Origin of the sequence: Pseudoalteromonas sp. NZS37 (assembly GCF_015864265.1) — a bacterium.
Classification (GTDB): Bacteria; Pseudomonadota; Gammaproteobacteria; order Enterobacterales; family Alteromonadaceae; genus Pseudoalteromonas; species Pseudoalteromonas arctica.
In genome coordinates this window covers 126,908-147,962 of the sequence record NZ_JADYXL010000007.1, presented here as the reverse complement: position 1 = coordinate 147,962, position 21,055 = coordinate 126,908, and the positions used below count along the sequence as shown (strand labels likewise).

General features: G+C 39.5%; 19 protein-coding genes. 9 read left to right on the top strand and 10 right to left on the bottom strand.

Annotated elements, in window-relative coordinates; translation table 11 throughout:
* Positions 1 to 96 precede the first annotated feature (96 nt).
* Positions 97 to 2,286, top strand: a complete 2,190-nt coding sequence (locus I6F47_RS14480; RefSeq protein WP_197184092.1) for a malate synthase G — start codon at positions 97 to 99, stop codon at positions 2,284 to 2,286.
* 199 nt (positions 2,287 to 2,485) lie between these two features.
* Here the strand turns inward: I6F47_RS14480 and I6F47_RS14475 are convergent, their stop codons facing one another.
* The 4 genes from I6F47_RS14475 to I6F47_RS14460 form a co-directional block, all read right to left on the bottom strand.
* A complete protein-coding gene (locus tag I6F47_RS14475) occupies positions 2,486 to 3,211 on the bottom strand; it encodes a YebC/PmpR family DNA-binding transcriptional regulator (protein WP_007583619.1) in 726 nt (241 codons plus the stop codon).
* A 133-nt stretch (positions 3,212 to 3,344) separates the two neighbouring features.
* Positions 3,345 to 3,962 (bottom strand): HAD family hydrolase, encoded by a 618-nt coding sequence (locus I6F47_RS14470; RefSeq protein WP_007583617.1) that lies wholly within the window; start codon positions 3,960 to 3,962, stop codon positions 3,345 to 3,347.
* A 319-nt stretch (positions 3,963 to 4,281) separates the two neighbouring features.
* A complete protein-coding gene (locus I6F47_RS14465) occupies positions 4,282 to 4,776 on the bottom strand; it encodes a DUF6702 family protein (RefSeq protein WP_024609288.1) in 495 nt (164 codons plus the stop codon).
* The gene (locus tag I6F47_RS14460) at positions 4,776 to 7,223 is read right to left on the bottom strand and encodes a M1 family metallopeptidase (RefSeq protein WP_197184091.1); all 2,448 of its coding nucleotides are present in this window, start codon (positions 7,221 to 7,223) and stop codon (positions 4,776 to 4,778) included. Before I6F47_RS14460 ends, I6F47_RS14465 begins: the two co-directional genes overlap by 1 nt.
* A 579-nt stretch (positions 7,224 to 7,802) precedes the next feature.
* Between I6F47_RS14460 and I6F47_RS14455 the strand changes: the two genes are divergently transcribed.
* The 4 genes from I6F47_RS14455 (at position 7,803) to I6F47_RS14440 (ending at position 13,697) form a co-directional block, all read left to right on the top strand.
* On the top strand, positions 7,803 to 8,039 hold the full coding sequence (locus I6F47_RS14455) for a hypothetical protein (RefSeq protein WP_002959190.1): 237 nt from the start codon (positions 7,803 to 7,805) through the stop codon (positions 8,037 to 8,039).
* 78 nt (positions 8,040 to 8,117) lie between these two features.
* Complete coding sequence (locus I6F47_RS14450; RefSeq protein WP_197184090.1) at positions 8,118 to 9,365, top strand: exonuclease SbcCD subunit D C-terminal domain-containing protein; 1,248 nt, start codon at positions 8,118 to 8,120, stop codon at positions 9,363 to 9,365.
* Entirely contained in the window at positions 9,362 to 13,012 is a 3,651-nt protein-coding gene (locus I6F47_RS14445; protein ID WP_197184089.1) for an AAA family ATPase, read from the top strand. The genes I6F47_RS14450 and I6F47_RS14445 overlap by 4 nt, the downstream gene beginning before the upstream one ends.
* Before the next feature lie 28 nt (positions 13,013 to 13,040).
* Positions 13,041 to 13,697: a class I SAM-dependent methyltransferase gene (locus I6F47_RS14440; protein ID WP_010552879.1), complete on the top strand. Its 657-nt coding sequence runs from the start codon at positions 13,041 to 13,043 to the stop codon at positions 13,695 to 13,697.
* 182 nt (positions 13,698 to 13,879) lie between these two features.
* On the opposite strand, the gene I6F47_RS14435 is transcribed toward I6F47_RS14440, so the two are convergent.
* From I6F47_RS14435 to I6F47_RS14425, 3 genes are read right to left on the bottom strand one after another with little or no spacing between them, the layout of a single operon-like run.
* Complete coding sequence (locus tag I6F47_RS14435; RefSeq protein ID WP_002959178.1) at positions 13,880 to 14,272, bottom strand: ACT domain-containing protein; 393 nt, start codon at positions 14,270 to 14,272, stop codon at positions 13,880 to 13,882.
* Positions 14,273 to 14,291: 19 nt separating this feature from the next.
* A complete protein-coding gene (locus I6F47_RS14430; protein ID WP_197184088.1) occupies positions 14,292 to 14,849 on the bottom strand; it encodes a DUF6942 family protein in 558 nt (185 codons plus the stop codon).
* Between the two features lies 1 nt (position 14,850).
* Complete coding sequence (locus tag I6F47_RS14425; RefSeq protein WP_007376692.1) at positions 14,851 to 15,306, bottom strand: YaiI/YqxD family protein; 456 nt, start codon at positions 15,304 to 15,306, stop codon at positions 14,851 to 14,853.
* 130 nt (positions 15,307 to 15,436) lie between these two features.
* Here I6F47_RS14425 and I6F47_RS14420 point away from each other — a divergent pair, with 130 nt between their 5' ends.
* Complete coding sequence (locus I6F47_RS14420) at positions 15,437 to 15,958, top strand: lipocalin family protein (protein WP_007376693.1); 522 nt, start codon at positions 15,437 to 15,439, stop codon at positions 15,956 to 15,958.
* Positions 15,959 to 16,167: 209 nt separating this feature from the next.
* Here I6F47_RS14420 and I6F47_RS14415 read toward each other — a convergent pair whose 3' ends face one another.
* From I6F47_RS14415 to I6F47_RS14405, 3 genes are read right to left on the bottom strand one after another with little or no spacing between them, the layout of a single operon-like run.
* Complete coding sequence (locus I6F47_RS14415; protein ID WP_007583595.1) at positions 16,168 to 16,503, bottom strand: DUF3325 domain-containing protein; 336 nt, start codon at positions 16,501 to 16,503, stop codon at positions 16,168 to 16,170.
* Positions 16,500 to 18,101 (bottom strand): PepSY-associated TM helix domain-containing protein, encoded by a 1,602-nt coding sequence (locus I6F47_RS14410; protein ID WP_197184087.1) that lies wholly within the window; start codon positions 18,099 to 18,101, stop codon positions 16,500 to 16,502. Before I6F47_RS14410 ends, I6F47_RS14415 begins: the two co-directional genes overlap by 4 nt.
* Positions 18,098 to 18,439: a hypothetical protein gene (locus I6F47_RS14405; protein ID WP_007583591.1), complete on the bottom strand. Its 342-nt coding sequence runs from the start codon at positions 18,437 to 18,439 to the stop codon at positions 18,098 to 18,100. Before I6F47_RS14405 ends, I6F47_RS14410 begins: the two co-directional genes overlap by 4 nt.
* A gap of 343 nt (positions 18,440 to 18,782) precedes the next feature.
* Here I6F47_RS14405 and I6F47_RS14400 point away from each other — a divergent pair, with 343 nt between their 5' ends.
* From I6F47_RS14400 to I6F47_RS14390, 3 genes are all read left to right on the top strand, one after another.
* On the top strand, positions 18,783 to 19,139 hold the full coding sequence (locus tag I6F47_RS14400; protein WP_007583589.1) for a VOC family protein: 357 nt from the start codon (positions 18,783 to 18,785) through the stop codon (positions 19,137 to 19,139).
* 150 nt (positions 19,140 to 19,289) lie between these two features.
* Positions 19,290 to 19,871, top strand: a complete 582-nt coding sequence (locus tag I6F47_RS14395) for a uracil-DNA glycosylase family protein (RefSeq protein WP_197184086.1) — start codon at positions 19,290 to 19,292, stop codon at positions 19,869 to 19,871.
* A 257-nt stretch (positions 19,872 to 20,128) separates the two neighbouring features.
* Positions 20,129 to 21,007 carry a bile acid:sodium symporter family protein gene (locus I6F47_RS14390; protein ID WP_197184085.1) on the top strand — a complete coding sequence of 293 codons (879 nt, stop codon included), beginning with the start codon at positions 20,129 to 20,131 and terminating at the stop codon, positions 21,005 to 21,007.
* Positions 21,008 to 21,055: the final 48 nt, after the last annotated feature.

The following is a 21,055-nucleotide window of genomic DNA, read 5'->3' as shown; positions in this document are numbered from 1 at the left end:
GAATGGCTAAAAAGCACTCAACATTGCCTTTTTGAGTTATTGTTGCCTTAACGCACAAGCACACAACAACATCGCGACCGTTTAAGGAAGGCAATTATGTCCCACACTCTCACACATTCAGGACTCAGCGTAGACACACAACTCGCTGATTTTGTTAAAAATCAATTACTACCAGGCACTCACTTAAGTGAGCATCAATTTTGGCAAAGCTTTGCACATATAGTTCAAACACTTACCCCTACAAATAAGGCACTGCTTGAAAAGCGAGAATTGCTTCAACAGCAAATAGATGACTACCATCTTGCTAATAAAACGTGGGATAGCGTTAAGTACCATGCCTTTTTGCAAGATATTGGCTATTTAGTTAAAGAGCCTACCAACTTTGAAATTGAAACCCAAAATGTAGAACCCGAAGTAGCCCTTACAGCAGGTCCTCAGTTGGTTGTGCCCGTCAGTAACGCACGCTTTGCACTTAATGCCGCTAACGCACGTTGGGGTTCGTTATACGACGCTTTATACGGTACAGATGTGTTAAGCGAAGACGATGGAGCCGAAAAAGGCAATACCTACAATCCTGTTCGTGGTTTTAAGGTAATGGCCTACGCTCGCCAGTTTTTAGATAAAGCATTGCCGCTCACTAATGGCTCGCATATAGAAAGTACTAATTATTCAGTAGTAGATGGCGCACTTTTAATTACGTTACGTGATAGCTCTCAAACCACATTAGCTAACCCATCTCAGCTTATTGGCTATCAAGGTGAAGCACAAAACCCAACCGTAGTGTTATTAAAAAACAATGATTTACACATAGAGCTACATATCGATCACCACCACATTATTGGCCAAGCAGATAAAGCAGGCTTAAAAGATGTCGTGTTAGAGGCCGCGCTTACAACCATTATGGATTGTGAAGATTCTGTAGCTGCGGTAGATGCAGAAGATAAAGTACAAGTTTATAAAAATTGGCTTGGTTTGATGCAAGGTAACCTAGTTGAATCGTTTAAAAAAGGCGATAAAACTGTAGAGCGCACTCTGCAAAGTGATAAAACATACACAGCACTCGATGGCGGCACCGTTACTTTAAAAGGCCGTAGCATGATGTTTGTTAGAAACGTTGGTCATTTAATGACGAACCCTGCTATTACCGATGTGTACAATCAACCGGTATTTGAAGGCATTATGGATGCGATGTTTACTGCCACCGCTGCCCTGCACGACCTAAATAAAAAAACAGGTATTAAAAATACCAGCGCGCAAAGTATTAATATAGTAAAACCAAAAATGCATGGCCCTGAAGAGGTAGCGTTTACTAACACTTTATTTAGCTTAGTAGAGGAAGCGCTAAGCTTACCTAAAAACACGCTTAAAATGGGTATTATGGATGAAGAACGCCGTACTTCTGTAAACCTAAAAGCCTGTATTTATGCAGCTAAAGAGCGTGTTGTATTTATAAATACTGGATTTTTAGACCGCACAGGCGATGAAATTCATACCTCTATGCAAGCGGGTGTTGTGCTTCCAAAAGCACAGATTAAGCAGCAACCATGGATAAGCGCATATGAAGATCGCAACGTTAATATAGGTCTTGCTTGTGGCTTAAGTCATAAAGCACAAATAGGTAAAGGCATGTGGCCAATGCCAGATAAAATGGCATTAATGATGGAGCAAAAACAAGCTCACCCTAAATCAGGCGCTAATACAGCATGGGTGCCCTCCCCTACTGCGGCTACGCTTCATGCAATGCATTATCACGATGTAAACGTATTTACTGAGCAGCAAAGTATTGCTAAACGTACTATTGCTAGCCTTAATGACCTGCTTACACCGCCGCTAATGGCAGACCCTAAAAGGCTTTCAAAAGAAGATATTCAAAGCGAGCTTGAAAACAACGCACAAGGCATTTTAGGTTACGTTGTACGTTGGATTGATCAAGGCGTTGGCTGCTCAAAAGTACCCGACATTAACCATATCGGGCTAATGGAAGACAGAGCAACACTGCGTATTTCAAGCCAGCATATGGCTAATTGGTTGCTAAATGGCGTGTGTTCACAGGCGCAAATAAAATCAACAATGGCTAAAATGGCCAAAGTAGTTGATGGTCAAAACGAGCACGACACTGCGTATACACCCATGGCAATAAACGAAGAAACCCTTAATAACAGCATTGCGTTTCAAGCTGCACTTGCACTGGTTTTGGAGGGGGTAACACAACCTAGTGGTTACACTGAACCACTGCTACATAGCTACCGTATAAAATATAAAGCACAAAAAACGAATACGCTTTAACCGCTTAAGCAAAGTTCAGATTAAGTGCTAAACCAGCTTTTAAGCTGGTTTTTTATCGCCTAAAATTAGAATAACATCACTTTTAAGGCATTTTAAAGGTATATAGATAATACACATGAATATCTAACATTTATTCAAACGTAAAAAAACGTGTTTTGCATACACAAAACACGCTTTTTAAAGCTTTAGCTAATTAAATCTAATTTTTTACAATGGCATTGTGATAAATATTTTGTACATCGTCACAATCTTCAAGCATATTTATAAACTTATCAAAGTTAGCAATAACTTCTTCGTCTTCAATTTCAATATTAACTTGAGGAATAAACGTAATTTCGTCTACTTCAAAGTTAATGCCTTCAAATGCGTCTTCAAGGGCAGTTTTAGCTTTAAAATATTCTGTTGGTGGTGCAAATACCGATATTTTACCGTCCTCGGCTTCAACATCGCTAACATCAACATCAGCCATCATTAATGCTTCTAATACTATTTCGTCGTCATCACCCGCAAAGCCAAGTACCGCATAATGATCAAACATATGTGCTACGCAGCCAGGAGTACCAATTTTTGAGTCTGTTTTAGTAAACGGTAAGCGTACATCTTTAATTGTACGGTTCGGATTGTCAGTTAAACAGTCAACTATAACCATGCAATTACCAGGACCATAGCCTTCGTAACGGGCAACAGAGTAATCTTCCCCTGCGCCACCGGCTGCTTTTTCAATTGCTTTTTCAATAACGTGTGCGGGTACTTGGTCTTTTTTAGCTTTTTCGATTAGACGGCGTAGTGTTTGATTTACTTCGGGATCGGGATCGCCACTTTTTGCTGCAACGTAAATCTCTTTACCATACTTTGAGTTTACTTTTGTTTTTGCATTGGCTGTTTTGATCATAGAACTTTGACGAACTACAAATGCTCTGCCCATTTTGTGCCCCTAATGAATACGTTACGTTTTGCGGTATTTTACCAATTCAAAACGTATTGGGCTAGGAACAAACGTTATTTTGTAATTTAAATAACGTAGCACTTATTCTTAAATAAATTTAATAGTACGCTATTTAACATAACTCTATTTTTTCAGAATAACTCTCAACTAATGTCACTAATTCAACAAAGTCATGTAAAACGTAATCTGCCTGATCGGCATAAGCAGGCGTTGACTCTGGAGCGTATAAACACGCGCGCATATTTGCATTGTGCGCAGCTTGAATGTCGTAAAGGTAATCGCCTACATAAAGTAAATTTCTGGCGTTAATGTTCCAAAGTGTAGCAATGGCATTTAAAGCGCTGGGATCTGGCTTTGCTGGGGCATCGCTTCGCGTTAAAACTGTGCTGATAGGGAGTGGATTATTTTGTAATTTAATTGCCGCTGCTTTATCAAAATTGCGAGTAACAATCGCCATCGGAATATTTTTAGACTTTAAAGCATGAATAGCTTCACTCACACCAGGTAATATACTGGCATGTTGTGCATCTATTAATTCGTGTTGGTGAACTATATTCATTGCCTCTTCACGCATATACGGTGAGGGCAACTGAGCAATGTAATCAAGTAAGTCTTGCTCGCAAGGGCAACCTATTTGGGCCTTTATTAATGCAAAATCTAATTCTGATGAAACCAATGTTCCATCTAAATCAAAAATCACTCCAAAAATAGCCTCAACCTGAGTAGTCATATCATTCCCTGAATTTAGTTATTACTAAATGAAATTTAAACATAAAATTCTCTACTGCTTATGCCCTAGGCCGGTAAATACAAAGGGATAAATGAAACTAACTATATTTAAATATTAATACGCACCATTATCAATCTATTGATAACAAAGTAATTTAAGTGCTTGATATATCATGCGCAAAAAAAGGTAAATATACAAATTGAACTCACAAATTTTACGTAAATTTACAAATAACAGATCAAACATGAACGCAGTTTAAACGTATGAAGAAAACGCGCACATAAACTGCTGTGCGCGTCGGTTGGGGAAGTTTTAAATATTAATTTTGCTCAAAGCGGGCTTCGAGCCAAGTATCATCTTGAGCAAAGTTTAAAGTTTTAATCTTACCTTTGCCCTCAACGTTTACCATATTTACCTGAGATGGCCATAAATCACGAAGTGCGCCATTACTCATTTTAATTCCTTCAATATTTTCAGGAATTGGTGCTTCTTGGTAAACCCAAAAAAACTTACCATCAACTTGTGCCCCTACAAAGCTAAGTGGTAAAGGTTCGCCACTTAACGTTTGTAGAGCAACATGCGATTCAACATACTTAGCAAAACGTTGTTGGTCGGCTTTATTACTAATAATATCAATTTTGCCTTTAAACAATGTTCCTACGGCGTGTTCGGTATCATGTAAATAAAAGCGATGCATTAATTCAACATTATGCGTTCGTTTATTAAAAAGCACGGTTGTAACTGACGACTTTAGTTGATGCGCCATACTTGGCGCAGCAACTAAAAGGCAAACAATAATAAGCAAAAAGCGCATTATTGCTGCTCCTCACCGTCATCCTTTTCGTCTTTCTTCTCATCAGTTTTAAGCTCAGTTTTAATATCTTGCATGATATCGCGACTAACTTTAGCTTTACTCTTTTCCTTTTTAAACACTTCAATACGTGAAGGAATAATACGACGAGGGTAGTTATTGTTTTCAACATCTACGTCAGCTGTTTCCCAGCCTGGGTCAACAGTAACTGATACAAGCGGTTTGTTTTTATCGGTAACAATCAGCTTTTGAACGTTTTTATAATTACGACGCCAAATTTCAGCAGGAATATAGCGCTCTTCTTTAGTGCCATCTTCATATGTTAGCTCTAATAAAATAGGCATTACCAAACCACCAAGGTTTGAAAATTCCATAACGTAATAGTTTTTATCTTCTTCTAAAGCACGCTCAAGCGTTTTACGCTCCCACGGCTCTAAGCCTTTTAAAAACTTATTGTACGAGTTACGTTCTTTATTGGTTACAGTAAAACGGTCGTTTTCGTCATAAAAATCGGTAACATCAGAGTTTTTCTCAACCCATGTTTTTTTACCTTGTGCGCGGTTACGCTCAACAAATAATGAAGTAGGTTTGTCTGCTTCAATATCACGTAAACGGCTGTAATCAATATCAGGGTTTTTAGTGTCTAAACGTAGTTGATATACTTTATCTAAAGAGATATCTACATGGTCTGTGGTGTAAAACCAGCCACGCCAAAACCAATCTAAATCAACACCAGAGGCTTCTTCCATTGTACGGAAAAAATCAGCTGGAGTAGGGCGCTTGTATTTCCAGCGCTGAGCATACTCTTTAAATGCGAAGTCGAATAAGTCACGGCCTAAAATTACTTCACGTAAAATATTAAGGGCTGCTGCAGGTTTAGTATAAGCATTAGGACCTAAGCGTAATACACTGTCTGACTGAGTCATAACAGGTACTTGGTTTTCAGACTTCATGTAGCTCACTATATCGCGAGGCTCAACACCCCAAGGAATAGTAGGATCCCATTCACGACCAGCAACGCCATCTAAAAAGCTATTTAAGCCTTCATCCATCCACGTCCATTGGCGCTCATCTGAGTTAACAATCATTGGAAAGTAAATATGACCCACTTCATGAATAACTACGCCAAGTAAAAAGCGCTTTTCAGCTTGAGAATAAGTACGTGTACCATCATCTTGTAACTTAGTACGCGGGCCGTTAAAGGTAATCATTGGGTATTCCATGCCGCCAACAGGGCCATTTACCGATTGCGCAGTTGGGTATGGGTAGTCAAAAGAATACTTAGAGTACACTTCCATTGTGTGTACTACAGCTTCAGTTGAGTACTTCTCCCATAAGTCACCACCTTCTTTAGGGAAGAACGACATTGCCATAACTAAAGGCTGAACGTCACCACTTTGTTGATAACCCTTTGCATCCCACATAAACTTACGAGACGACGCCCAAGCAAAGTCACGTACGTTTTGCGCTTTAAAGTGCCACGTTTTAGTTTTGTCAGTGCCTTCTTTTTCGTTTTCTAGCGCTTCTTCTGCGTTAACAATAAACACAGGACGCTTAGATGTTTCAGCTTGCTTTAAACGTTTGCGCTGAGTACTTGTAAGTACTTTGCTCGCGTTATCAAGTTTACCTGTTGCCGATACAATGTGATCTGCCGGAACAGTAATCTCAACATCGTAATCACCAAACTCAAGCGTAAACTCACCAGAGCCTAAAAACGGCTTGTTTGTCCATGCTTCGTAATCGGTATAAGCGGCTAAACGAGGAAACCACTGAGCAATTAAGAATATGTCGTTGCCGTCTTCTTCAAAGTGCTCGTAACCAGAACGTGCACCCACTGCATCTTCTTCAACAATGTTGAAGGCAAAGTTCATGCTAAATTCGACTTCTTTACCTGGTTTTAATGGCTCGTTTAAATCGATGCGCATTAAGGTATCAACTACAGTTACGCGTAGCTCTTTACCATCGTCATCTTTTACGCCACTGATTGTATAACCCAGTTCGTTGTCGCTCATAAATTGCTGACGACGTAATTCACCTAAACTTAATTTAGCGGGCTTTTGAGCTGGTAAGCTTTCTAAAGTGCTTTTAAATGTTTTTGTTGTTTCGGCAATAGAGTCACTCTTAAAAATATTTTGATCTAACTGTAACCATAAATATTTAAGCGTATGTGGTGAGTTATTTTTATATTCAATGCTTTGACTACCAGTGATGCGGTGCTTTTTTTCATCTAGCTTCACATCAATATCGTAGTTTACACGTTGCTGCCAGTATTTTTCACCTGGTTCGCCAGCGGCACTACGATAAACATTGGGTGTAGGAAGTGCTTCGTCTAATTGACGAAATTTATCAACAAAAGAACCTTTTGTTTGCTCAACCGAAGACGCCATAGCTGCACTCGATATTGCGAATGGCAATACAAAAGCACTTAGCGTAAGACCTATTTTTTTCATTGTTAGTCCTAATATAATTTTGTGAGCGTACTTTGACAAATATACCAGTTAGCTTCAATAAATTAGCGACCAAGTACCGTATTTTTAGGGTGATGTTCACTTAGTTTTTTAGATTGAAAAATACAATTATTTTGTAACAAAATACGAATAGATAAAAACTGTAAAGGGGGTTTACAAAATTGGGTTTTAATAATGGTTTTGATCGGTTAAATACTAAGTCCCAGAACTTAAAAAAATATCATTCATTTTATATATATTGCTAAAAAAGTATTGCTTTGGCATTACCAGGTAGACCATTAATCCTACGTATAAGTATTACTAATTCGCAACAAGTAAAATGGCCTAAAAGCCCTTTCTACTGAACAAAAACACAGTGAAACGAGTAAATAATTGGCTCAAATATTGCCGAACTTCATTAATATTCGCTATTTGTACGATAAATGACAAATAGTGTAATTTTAGGTTGATCTTTAGTGCTGTTTATATTTAAAATCGCCAACCTTTTTATTTGAGGCAAATAAATTCGTCACATTTATCCTCAAATTAATATCGATTACTAGCAAGAAATGCGGTGGGCTTATGGATTTTTACATCCTAAAAAAACAACAAGAACTAATTGCGATTCCAGCAAGTGAGAATAACTGTAAGCAGTATCTCGATTCGGGTTATTTTTATATCGATAAAGTAGCAGCGTGCAACGAAACTAATGCACTAAAGGCGCTACACGCAAAACAAACTAAAACGTTAAAAATTCCATTATTAATGGCACTTTTAGCATTACCGGTTGTTTTTTCAGCTTGGTACAGTTTAACCTAACGTAATGCATGCCTTAGGCTTGCATCTTTAACAGCCTTGGGTATATTGGCGCTCTTACGGTTTTATTAAGAGCGCGACATGAAAGTCCTCCACACCTCAGATTGGCACCTTGGCCAACAATTTTACGAACACGATCGCCGTGTTGAACATCAAGCTTTTTTTACATGGTTATTAGCCACTCTTGTTGAACAACAAATAGACTTACTTTTAGTTGCGGGCGATATTTATCATACAGCAACACCAAGTGCTAGCGCCGAAAATCAGCTTTATCAATTTATTAAAGACGCCAAAAAAGCATGCCCACTATTACACGTAGTGATTATTGCGGGTAACCACGACTCTGCAAATCGTATTTTGGCAGCTCAGCCATTACTTGCACAGTTTGATACTCACGTAGTAGGGCGCTTTGATGTCGCCACACCCGACGAAACTGTTATCACCGTAAATACCAATGGTAAACGCGCTGTAATCGTCGCTATGCCATTTTTGCGTGCAAGCGATGTAAGTTTGCTTAGCCAAACCGAAAGCGGCCCTAGTTATGCTCAAGGCGTTTCAAAAGCTTACGAACTTGCCCTAGAGCAAGCTACTAATATAAACGAGCAAAACTCACCATTAATTGTAATGGGGCATTTGCACGCAAAGGGCGGTGACATTTCAAGTGATTCTGAGCGTAACTTAGTAATAGGTGGTGAAGAGTCTATTTCAGCCAATGTATTTGGTAAACAAGCCAACTACGTCGCTCTTGGGCACTTACACAAAGCGCAACAAGTCGCTAAAAGTGATGTTATTCGCTACAGCGGCACACCTATCCCTATGTCGTTTTCAGAACGTAACTACACGCACCAAGTAAATGTTGTTGAGTTTATTACTGATGAAAAACAACATATTAGTACAACTGTAAACCCCCTTTACATTCCGCGCTCTGCCGATGTAATTATTTTACCAAAAGGGGAGTGTGTACCATTAAGCGAACTATGCGAGCAAATTAAAGCGCTCGACACCGCACAAAATACAATAGCGCCTTATTTACGTGTAAAGCTTAAATCAAGCGATACCGACACCACCTTCAGAGAACAAATAGAGCAAGCAATTGAAGGCAAGCATATTAAATTTTGTGGTATTGAACGTGTACGTGAGCAATCGACTCAAAATGACGACAACACCGTATTTGAAGATTTAAGCGAAGTTGAAATGCTCAATCCACTAAACCTATTAGAACAAGCGTTCGCAAACGATAAAGATATGGCAGGGCAAAGCGTACCCGATGAGCTAAAAGCACTTTTAAGTGACGTGATAAACGAGCTTACGGAGCAAGAACAACTATGAAAATAACCGCAGTTCGTATTCATAATTTAGCCTCGATAGTTGACGCTGAAATAGATTTTACTAAAGCCCCATTAAAAGACGCAGGCTTATTTGCGATAACAGGCGATACCGGTGCTGGTAAAAGTACCTTTTTAGATGCCATTTGTTTAGCCCTTTATACAAAAACAGCGAGGCTACGCGGTGATAAAGGTAACTTAATTGAGTTTAACGGCGACAGCATTAAGCTTAATGATGCGCGAAATTTACTACGCAGAGGTACATGGGAAGGCTACGCCGAGGTCGACTTTTTAGGGCAAGATAAACAGCTTTATCGTGCGCGCTATACAATTGCACGGACCCATAAAAAAGTAACAGGCAAACTTAAAGTAGCAGAGCACACTTTAGTAACCCTGCCAGACGAAACCCTTATAGCTGACAAAAGCCACACAATAAAAGAAGTCGAGAGTAAAATAGGGCTTAACTTTGAGCAGTTCTCCCGTGCTGTACTTTTAGCGCAACATGAGTTTGCTGCGTTTTTAAAAGCCACTGGCGATGAGCGAGCGCAACTTTTGGAGTGCTTAACGGGCACCGATAAATTTAGCCGTATTGGCGTGCGTATTTTTGAGCGCCATAAAGAGCAAGTAGCAAAGCTTGAAGCGCTCAAAGCAGGTCTTCAAAGCTATACCTTATTAACGAGCGATGAACTTGAGCTACAACAAACCAAATTAGACGATTTAAAAGCGCAAACCGAACACACTAAAAAAGAGCTAACCAAAACCGAAAAAGCACTTAACTGGTATCAGCAAGCTACAGTGCTTGAGCAAAACTTACTGCAAGCACAGCAAACCCAGCAACAAGCAAGCTCAGCGCTTGAAAGTATTACCTCACAAAGCGAGCAGGCAAAACAAGCTAAACAAGCGCTTGAAATAAAAGATAACCGCAGCCGTTTTACTTTGTTAACCGATCAAAATACGGCGTTGGATCAGCAAATAACATCGCTTAAAAGTGTTGATCATTTAGCGGTAATTAACGAGCGTAATACCGCGCTTACTAAGCATACCGAGCTGCTTAATAACGCCAATGAGCAAAAACAAAATGCAGCGCCCGTTATAGCTAAAGCGAGAGAGCTCGACAGCAACATTGCCTTGCAAACTCAAGCTGTAAAAGGTACTGAGTCGCAAATAACCAAAGAGCAATCTCAGTTTGATGAGCTCACACAGCAGCTCAAACAAAGCAATAACGAGTTAGAAACTGCTAATACCGACTCAACTAAAAGCCAGCAATGGCTTAATGAGCATGCACAGTTGCACGTTTTAGCAAAAGACTGGAGCTACTATCAGCAAAGCTTTAATACCTACTTAAATGCACAGCAGCAATTAACTGCAAACGCTGCGCAAAGCCAAACTCTTAATAGCGAGCTTGCAAGTCAGAGCGAATTTTTAAATGCGCAAAATAATAAAGTGCAGCAGTGCGAGGCGGCACTTAGTGGTGAGCAATCAACTTTACAGGCATTAAATACTCAGCTTAATGAATTTAATGCAGAGCACTGCGACGCACAGCTAAAAAGTATTGATTACTTAAAAGAGCAGCGAGAGCGCTACGGGCAATTTAACGCAGAACTAAAACAAAGTACTCAACGCCAACAAGTACTTAATCAGCAGTTAAATGAAAGCCAGCAAGCCCATGCTTTACTTAATCAGCATTTAATAACCAGCGAGCAAGCTCTTAAAGGTAGCGAGTACGCACTTAACCAAGCGCGCTTCAGAGCCAGCGAAAACGTAGAACATTTACGCACAGAGCTTCGCCCTAATGAGCCTTGTTTAGTGTGCGGCGCAACTGAGCACCCGTATGCGGTAAATCAAAATCAGCAATTAAATAACTTAATTACTGATTTTGAAAATGCTTTTAATGCCGCTAAAAAGCAATTTGACCATGCACAAAGCGAGCTGCATAAGCACCAAACTCAACATGCCGTATTAACTGCTGAACACGGGCAACTTGAGCAAGTAATACAAACGACACTCACCAAGCGGCTTGAAATTTTTAACACTATGCAAGCAGCCCGCACAGAATTTTTTAGTTTGCCCCCTGATCAGCTTGAAGTCACTTATAAGCAGTTAACGGATCAAAAGGCGCAGTATTTTGAACAACAAAAACGCCAACGTACACTGCAAACTAAAGTAAATGACCTACAAGCAGTACTAAAAGCGGATCAGCAAGTACAGCAGCAACTTAGTAATAAACACCTTGAGCTTACACATCAGCAAAACCAGTTAACGAGTAAGCATAGCGAACTAAGTGCGCAAATTAACGAGCTCGGTACAACGCTCAATAGCCAATTTGAAAACAGTGATTTTTGGCAGCAACTACAAGCCAATACGCTTGAGCTTACCCAGCTGCACGAGCAGGTTACGCAGTACCAGCAAACTCAAACGCAACTTGAGCAAAGCCAAAAACGTCAAGACACAGCTAATGAGCAAATAAAGCAGCTCACACCGCTTATAAGTAACAACGAGCAATCGTTAAAAGCACTCAAAGAAGAGTTTGTAAAAGCTAAAGATCTATTAAACGCTACGCAAAGTGAGCGCTTAGCTTTATTTAATAACGAGCAAATAAGTGCAGACGACTACCAAGCAAAACTCACAAGTGCGCAAGAGCAACTGCAATCGCAGGTTCAAGCGAGTCAAAAAGCCTATGACGACGCGATAAAACAACGAGATGAGCACGCTATAACGCTTAAAAATATTGAGCAACGCTTGCTTGAAAACAGCCAAGAGCTAGCAACGCTTGAGGCACGTTATAACCAGTGGTTTAGGGACTTTAAAGCGCAATTTAGCAATGCGACGCACGAACAGGTCAATATTTTACTAACACTTAGTAGCGAGACGATTAAAGCGCATTTAAATCAGCACGAGCAGTTAACTCAAGCGCTAACCGATGCAAACGCCGCATTAAAACAGCAGCAACTTACGCTTGAAAAACACAACAGTAGCGATAAACCAACGCAAAGTGCAGAGGCTTTAAGTACGCAACTAAGTAGCTTAAACGAGCAACAAACGCAGCTGCAAAGTTCATTATTGGCAACCAATACAGCCATTGAGCAACATAACCAAAATGCAAAAGCGCTTGAAGGCAAACAAGCTGAACTTACAACGCTTAAAATGCAGGTTGAGCAGTGGCACTTACTTAATAAGGTAATTGGAGATAAAGAAGGTAAAAAAATGCGTAACTTAGCGCAAACACAAACGCTAAGAATATTACTGCACTATGCCAACAGCCATTTAAAAACGCTCAACAAACGCTACGAATTAACGGCAATAGCGCAAACGCTCGACATTGCGATTATTGACCGCGACATGGCCGACGAGCAACGCTCTGTTAATACACTCTCAGGCGGGGAGTCATTTTTAGTATCGCTCGCACTTGCACTTGGTTTAGCATCGCTTTCGTCAAACAAAGTACAAATCAATTCTTTGTTTATTGACGAAGGGTTTGGTACGTTAGACAGCGAAACCCTAAGCATTGCAATGGACGCTTTGGATTCTTTGCAAGCACAAGGTAGAAAAGTAGGCGTTATATCGCACGTAACACAAATGAGCGAGCGTGTAGCCACTCAAGTGCATGTAGCCAAAAAGCCAGGTGGATATTCCACAGTTGAAGTTTTATAAGCAACATTACTGAAAACAAGGAGATACAATGCCAACGTTTACAGGCGAGCAAGCAACACAATACGATAGCCGTATAACCCGTTTAGTTCCTGGTTATGAATTATTACATCAGCTCACTAACGCACAGCTAAAAGCAACGCTAAGCGATAATGCGCATATTTTAGTAGTAGGGGCAGGCACAGGCAAAGAAGTACTTGCACTGGCTGCATTAAACCCTACATGGCAATTTACCGCGCAAGATACATCAGCCGATATGCTTGCTATCGCGAAGCAGCAATTTGATGAGCAAGGCATAGCAAGCCGCGTCAATATTCACAACGGACCTGTTAATAAATTATCGGTTAAAGCCGATGCCGTTTTATGTTTATTGGTAATGCATTTTGTACAAGATAATGGCGATAAAAAAGAGTTATTAAAAGCGATTAAAGGAAGCCTTAAAAAAGACGCCAACCTTTATATTGCAGATTTAATGCGCCCTGAAACTTCATTTGAGCGCGAAGCTCAGCTTACAACGTGCGCGCAATTGGGTTTAACCGAAACAGGTAAAACACAAACAGGGCACGACTTAGAAAATGAGTTTTACCCGCTAGATAGAATGCGCTTTAGCGAACTGCTAAATGAGTGCAAATTTGGCATTCCGAAGCTGTATTTTAAAGCGCTAGGTTTTAGTGGGTATGTAGTTTAAGTTTTACAAGCTGAACAAGCACCCGCGATTCAGCACCAATAAAAACACCGAGTGAACAAACTCGGTGTTTTTATGTAAACCTCTCTACACCACGCTTTTATTTTATACGTAGGTCGGTTAAGCGAAGCGCCACCCGACGCTCTAATATTAACATCACTCAGATCATTGCTGTGCCAGCAATCCTAACCAATCTCTCCAAGCGCTTTCATTGCAGCTTGTGCTTTATCTGTTTGTACAAAAATATGGTCGTGATAAAACGCAGCAACCACATTAGCGCTAATGCCATGCTCAGTTAGCTTTGCAGATACCGCAGCAGTTAGCCCAACGGCCTCTAAACTTGAATGTACGTTAAGAGTGATTAAATTATATTTACCCTCGTAAGTAATACCTGCTTTATCGGCGGTTTCAGCTTTTAAAATAAGGGTTAGCCCTTCTTCTTCAACATAAGTGGCAAGTGGCTCTAAATGAACATAATCAGCCAATTTTCCTGCTAAGCAACAAAAAATATACTCGCCTTGCTTAAGCGCAGGCTGCATTGATTTTAATAATTCGTTTAACTCTAAAATTCCGGCCATGGTCGTTCCTTACAATGTGTTATTTTTTTAGCTGCGCGACTAGCTCGCTTAATCTCGCAATTTTTATATTACTTAACTGTCTATAATCAAAATATGGGCACACAATAATGTTGTTACTGGTGTCTATTGCAAACTCGTCGTCGAGCCAATCAAATTGTGCATGTAACTTACCTTGTTGTAATAAGTTTTTAGCGTGCGTACGACCGGCAATTATGTGCAACTGGTTTTTATTGCTAGTAGCTTTATTTGCACACGTAATAGTAGTGTTAGGCGCGCTAAATAGCAGGGCAGTTTTACTGTTTTTTTGCAGTAAATACTCATCGCGATATTGTTGCCAAGTAGAGGCTTGTTTAGCAAATGAATAATGCTCACTTGGCAGGGCAAATAGCACTTTTGCGTACACGTTAAACACTTTGCGCCAACCATTACCACAGTGCTGGTTTATGGTATTTATTTGCTCATTTATAACCGGCTCAAGGCATTCAAGTGTTTCAAAAAACGGCATTGGCGGCGCTTTTGCTACGTATACCGCCACGCTAAATTGCGTATCACCTAAGCCAACTAATTGGGTATTCAAGTTAGTTAGCCTTGTTTTGCGCTAAAATACGGTCGAGGTTATTTGCAAAGTTTTGGCGATCGGTTTGGCTAAGTGGCGGCGGCCCACCACTCATTTCTACGCCACTTGAGCGCATGGTATCCATAAAGTCTCGCACGTTAAGTATTGAGCGGATATTCTCGGTGGTATAAAGCTCGCCACGCGGGTTGAGTGCTTGCCCGCCGTTATCAATTACTTCACTTGCTAGCGGAATATCGCCCGTAATAACTAAATCGCCTTTTTCAATACGTTTTACTATTTCGTCGTCGGCTACATCAAACCCCGACGATACTTGAACGCGGCTTATGTATTTTGACGGCGGAATACGCATTGCGTGATTAGCCACTAAAATAGTCTCGATTTTCATACGCTCTGCAGCTCTAAAAAGTATTTCTTTTATAACAACAGGACACGCGTCTGCATCTACCCAAATTTTCATGCTATGGTCATTTTTATTGCTTTAGAATTAATATGATCCTATAGCAAAATTTTTTAATCGGCTAGCAAACTTTATATCCATCTATATTTAGATAATACGTACTATTTATGTAATTTAAAAAGGAGCTTACATGAAGGCTATTAAATACGGTTTACTTATTACAGGGCTATTTTTTCTTAGTGCTTGCACCAGCCCTCCTGAGGGAATAACACCCGTTAAAAACTTTGATATACAAAAATATAAAGGCAAATGGTTTGAAATAGCGCGGCTCAACCACTCATTTGAAGAAGGTATGGAGCAAGTTACCGCGACTTATTCAATTAACGACGACGGCACAGTAAAGGTCCTTAACAAAGGGTATTTAACGGATGATAAAAAATGGGATGACGCCGAAGGTTTGGCCAAGTTTGTTGAGGGCACTGACACCGGACATTTTAAAGTCTCGTTTTTTGGTCCATTTTATGGCGCTTACGTGATTTTTGAACTTGACCAACCCGATTATCAATATGCATTTATAACCAGTTACAACAAAGATTACTTGTGGTTTTTATCGCGTACACCAACGGTTAGCAAAGAGCTTAAAGAACACTTTTTAACTAAAGCTAAAGAGTTGGGCTTTGCTACTGATGAAATAATTTGGGTTGAGCAATAAACAATGTAAAGCCCCTTTACAGTAGTAATAAAAGAGTCACCTAACTGTAAAGTAACTTAAATATATTATGGTTATATTGTGTGTACTTGCCGTGAGACAGTAAGTATTGGAAACACTGAATATCCCCTATTGTTGGCAAGCTATATAGCTTGCCATTTTTTTTGCCTAATATATGAGAAAATAACGGATCACGTTTTTACTAACTAAGGCTAGTTTAACGCTAAAAACAACCCACTTAGTACAACTAACACGCTATTTAAAACACTAAACCACTTTACGTAGCCTACTAAAAAATTATAAAAAACCATTATAATTAAGACACTTAGGCTCATAAACCCGCAAAATAGTAATGTTCCATATCCACCTTGAGTAACTATACAAAGCACCAAGCTTAGTAAAATACTGATCCAAGCAGCTAATAGCAGCTTTTTACGTTGGGATTCTGTAGGGCGTTTTTTAAATACATCTTTAAAATGATTATACTTAGCCAGCGCAAAACAGTTAAAACTGAGCAGGCATAGGCTAAACCCAAGTAAATCAATCATGGTTTTTGCCTTTTAAGGTTATTAGATTGACTAGGGCTGATTATTTTTGAGTTGTTTTTAGCAGTACGTAATTTTTCGGTTTGTATAAAAAATAATATACTAAATAACAAAAACAGTGCATCAAAAGTAAATAAAGCCCACTGTTTGTGCATCAAATAGCTAACTATATTACCGTTAGTTGTAAGTGCATTAATAACCGGTACGCTTAAACATGCAACAGCATTTATAGCTGCCAGAACTCGCCATTGCAGTGTGTCGCGCTTTATAAGTGCTAAAAGAGCAACTGCTAGCCATGTTAAAAAGAACGCGAGTATTTCTTTATCGGCGCGCTCTGCGGTAGTTGGGCTAAGTAGTCTGTTAGCAATAAAAAATGCACACGTTGCCAGTGGAAGTCCCATAATAGTGGCTAGGTTTAACCCTTCAACTAGTTTTAAACCAAACGAAGGTTTAACGTTATTTTTAGTTCGCTCGCGAATTCGCTTAGCCCACATAATACAGCCAGAGCCAATCATTACACAGCCTGCAATACCGCCTAATACGTATAACCAACGCAGTAACCACGTAGCTAAACGCCCCGTATGCATTGAATTAAGCGACTCGTAAAGCGCTTTGCTGCTAGTTAGCTCGTCATCAGTTTTAGCAACCATTTGCCCTGTAGCACCACTAAATATTAAGCGTGGTGCTTGGTCACGCAGTGTTTTACCTGCGCTTACCAATACGGTAATTGTTGAAGCTGCCATATTTGGTTGGTTAACTTGTACGCGAGTAATATCTGCATGAGGCCACTTAGTATAAACCTGATCCAAAATACGCTGAATCGGCACCATTGGCGATTCGCCTTGGGCTTTATCGGTCATGGTGTTGCGAGGGGTTACATCGTTAAAAAAACCACGCATGCCGTTATCGTAAGACGTTTGCGCAGGGTAGGGAAACAACATAAATATGAGCGTAATCATGCCCGTGTAAGTAATCATTAAATGAAAAGGCAGGGCAAGCACAGAGCTTAAATTGTGGGCATCTAACCACGTACGGCTGCCTTTATTACGTCTAAAACTAAACATATCTTTAAAAATACGCTTATGAATAACTACCCCCGATATAATGGCAATCAGCATAAAAAAGCTAGCAAAGCACACAATCCAGCGTGCGGTTATTGCATCCATGTAATGTAAATCATAGTGCAGCCGATAAAAAAAGTTACCACCTTTAGTATCTACAAAGGGCTCAAGCTCTTTCATGGTATTAGGGTTTAACTGTGTGTTTTTAAACTGGCTGCGGCGCTGGCCTGGCTCTTTTGGCTTTGCATAACCATAAATTAAATAAGGAATGCGTGGCTCAGGTAATGTAATACGCCAGCTTGATGAGTTAGCTCCATGGTTAGCTAAGTAATCGAACCCTGTAATTATTTGTTGTTTTTGCGCTTCTATACGCTGTGTTTGGGCTTGTACATTATGTATGGCAGGTTGATTCCACAGCGTTATTTCGTCTCTAAAAAAGCTAAGTGTTCCTGCAAAAAATATTAAATATAATAACCAACAAACGAGTAACCCTACCCAAGTGTGTAACCAAGTCATCGATCTGAAAAAGCTGTCTTTCATACCCAACCCTTTAGTAATACAAGCAATCCGATAAACGCACCTGTGCTTAGTAAAATACTGATCCAAACTTTTCTTAATGATTTAACGCTAAAGGCATAAATAAATACTACGGCATAAATTAAAATGCTGATTGAAACACTAAACAGTACAGCGTCTTGCTTAGCTATTGGCAATACAAAACTTAATAACGCAGTACTTGCAGAGGTAAAGGCATAGCCACCAATTATGGCAATAAAAAAACGTAAAAATACCAAAACTCGATAACTGCTTACGCTTTTTACTATAAGCGCAATTACGTTAACCTTATCGAATGGCGCACTGTGCAAAGGTGCCTGCATAGTTAATTAATCCCTTTATTTAAAGCTGAGGATAAAACAAAGGCGCTATTATATATGTTACAAATACAAAAGATAGCTATTCTCATTTACGGCGACTAACTTTTAGTAAATTATCCTTCTTACTTAACCTGAACCTTGGTTAACAGGTTTTATACGTATTGAATTATGGTGATATTTAAATTTATTTTCTCTAGCGCTGAAAATAGCTGCTCGAGATAGATTTATTATCCAGAGTTCAGATTACTTAGTAAAATACTGATCTGTTATTGTTTAATGATATTGCACAGGCTGCATGTAAAGCTTAAGGTTAATAAACTGAGTAAAAATAAAGAGTGAAATAACGATGAGCGATCACGAAAAACTAAATTACGTAGAGTTTCCTGCATGCGACTTACCCGCAACTAAGGCCTTTTTTAGTCATGTATTTAATTGGCAGTTTACTGACTACGGCCCAGAATACACGGCGTTTAGTGGGCAGGGGTTAGATGGTGGGATTTTTCAGGCTCCATTAAAATCACTAACTCAGCATGGGGCAGCATTACTTATTTTTTATAGCGACGACATACACGCAACCTTTAAAAAAGTAGAGACATTTGGCGGAGTAATATTAAAACCTATTTTTGAGTTTCCTGGCGGTTGTCGGTTTCACTTTACAGAACCAAGTGGTAACGAATTTGCGGTATGGGCGAAAGAACACTAGGTACTATAAGGGCTGTAGGGCATTTAAGCTTAAAGATCAGGATTTTACTAACTAATCGCCATTTTAGATAAAATAAACCGATTTTTTACCAACTCATTTATCCTAAATGGCCATTTAGTATAAAAATTAAGCATTTAAGGCCAAATAAACATGAATAATCACCAATTAATAGACCAAGTTAGTAAATGCGTGATCTGTGATCCTCATTTACCTTTAGGGGCTCGACCTGTAATACAATTTAACCCAAACGCACGTATTTTAATCGCGGGCCAAGCACCGGGTATAAAAGTTCACGAAACAGGCGTGCCGTTTAACGATGCAAGCGGAAACCGCCTACGAGAATGGCTTGGGCTAACAAGGGACGAATTTTACGATGCTAATAATATAGCCATTTTACCTATGGGCTTTTGCTACCCGGGTAGGGGGAAGTCGGGTGATTTACCACCGAGAAAAGAATGTGCCCCAGCATGGCGCGAGCAATTATTAGCTGCACTACCAAATATTGAGCTGACAATAGTATTAGGTAAATACGCGCAGGCGTATCATTTACCGGAGACTAAAAAAATGCCACTTACGGAGTTAGTAAAATCGTGGCGTGAGTATTGGCCAAATTATTTAGTGCTCCCACACCCCAGTCCGCGTAATAATATATGGCTTAAAAAGAATCCATGGTTTGAACAAGATGTACTTCCGGAACTGGGTAAACGCATTGCTACTATTTTAAATAAGTAATACTTCTAGCATTAGGATTTATTGTAAAGGGGCGTTATACCAATCCGCAATAATACTTAATCATTTTGCGGGGCTAAACGTGTCGCTACCTGTGTTAAAAAATTCTCATTTAGAACAACTAAATAGCGAATTTTTTGCCTAGCTATCAACACGTTTTTCCATCCTCAAAATAGATCACTTAATTAAGCGAATTGGTATACAGTTAACTTAAAAATTAACACTCCAATTAAAAACAATAACAAACGAGGCTGTCTGATTTGAATGCATCTATATTAACTGAAGTAATACTTCCGCTCGCTCTTGCACTTATTATGTTTGGTATGGGTCTTGGGCTCACAACAAACGATTTTACTCGTCTATTTAAAAGCCCGCTTGCCATTGTTATGGGTTTAATAGGCCAACTTGTAGCAATGCCTTTATTAGCATTAGGGCTGTGTTATTTACTTAACCTACCAACGCCTATCGCTATTGGTTTAATGATATTAGCTGCCTGCCCAGGCGGTACTATGTCAAATGTAGTAAGCCAGCTTGCTAAAGCTAATTTAGCGCTTTCGGTAAGTTTAACCGCTGCCTCTACCGCAATTAGTATAATAACCACACCGTTTATTATTGGCTTTGCTATGAGTCAGTTTGCCCCAGCAGACGATGCTACTTTTTCTATTTTAACTACTTCATTAGGGCTATTTTTTATTACCTTAGCGCCAGTTGCTATAGGCATTTGGTTACGTCACTTTAAAAGTGATTTTGCCATTAAAGCAGAGTCGTTTTTTAGACGCTTCTCGTTGTTTTTTATGCTTATGATGATTGCCGCACTAGTAATAAAAGAGCGCGATTTATTAGTTAGCTCATTTAACGATGTATTTTGGGCGTGCATAGCACTTAATATTGGTTCAATGGTTGTTGGTTGGTTAATTGCTAAGTGTTCAAAATTAAATTTAACTGATTCGCTGACGCTTTCAATTGAGGTTGGAATTCAAAATGCATCGTTAGCTATTTTAATTGCTATTAGCTTTTTGAATAAACCAGAATACGCGGTTACCGGTGGCGTGTATGGCCTTGCTATGTTTATAGGGCCACTGCTATTAATTGGCGGGTTAAAGCTTAAAAATAAACGTACCGCTAGGGCTGTTAACTAGGACTTTTAATTAGGGCATGTTGACCAAGTTACTTTAATTTAAGGCTAC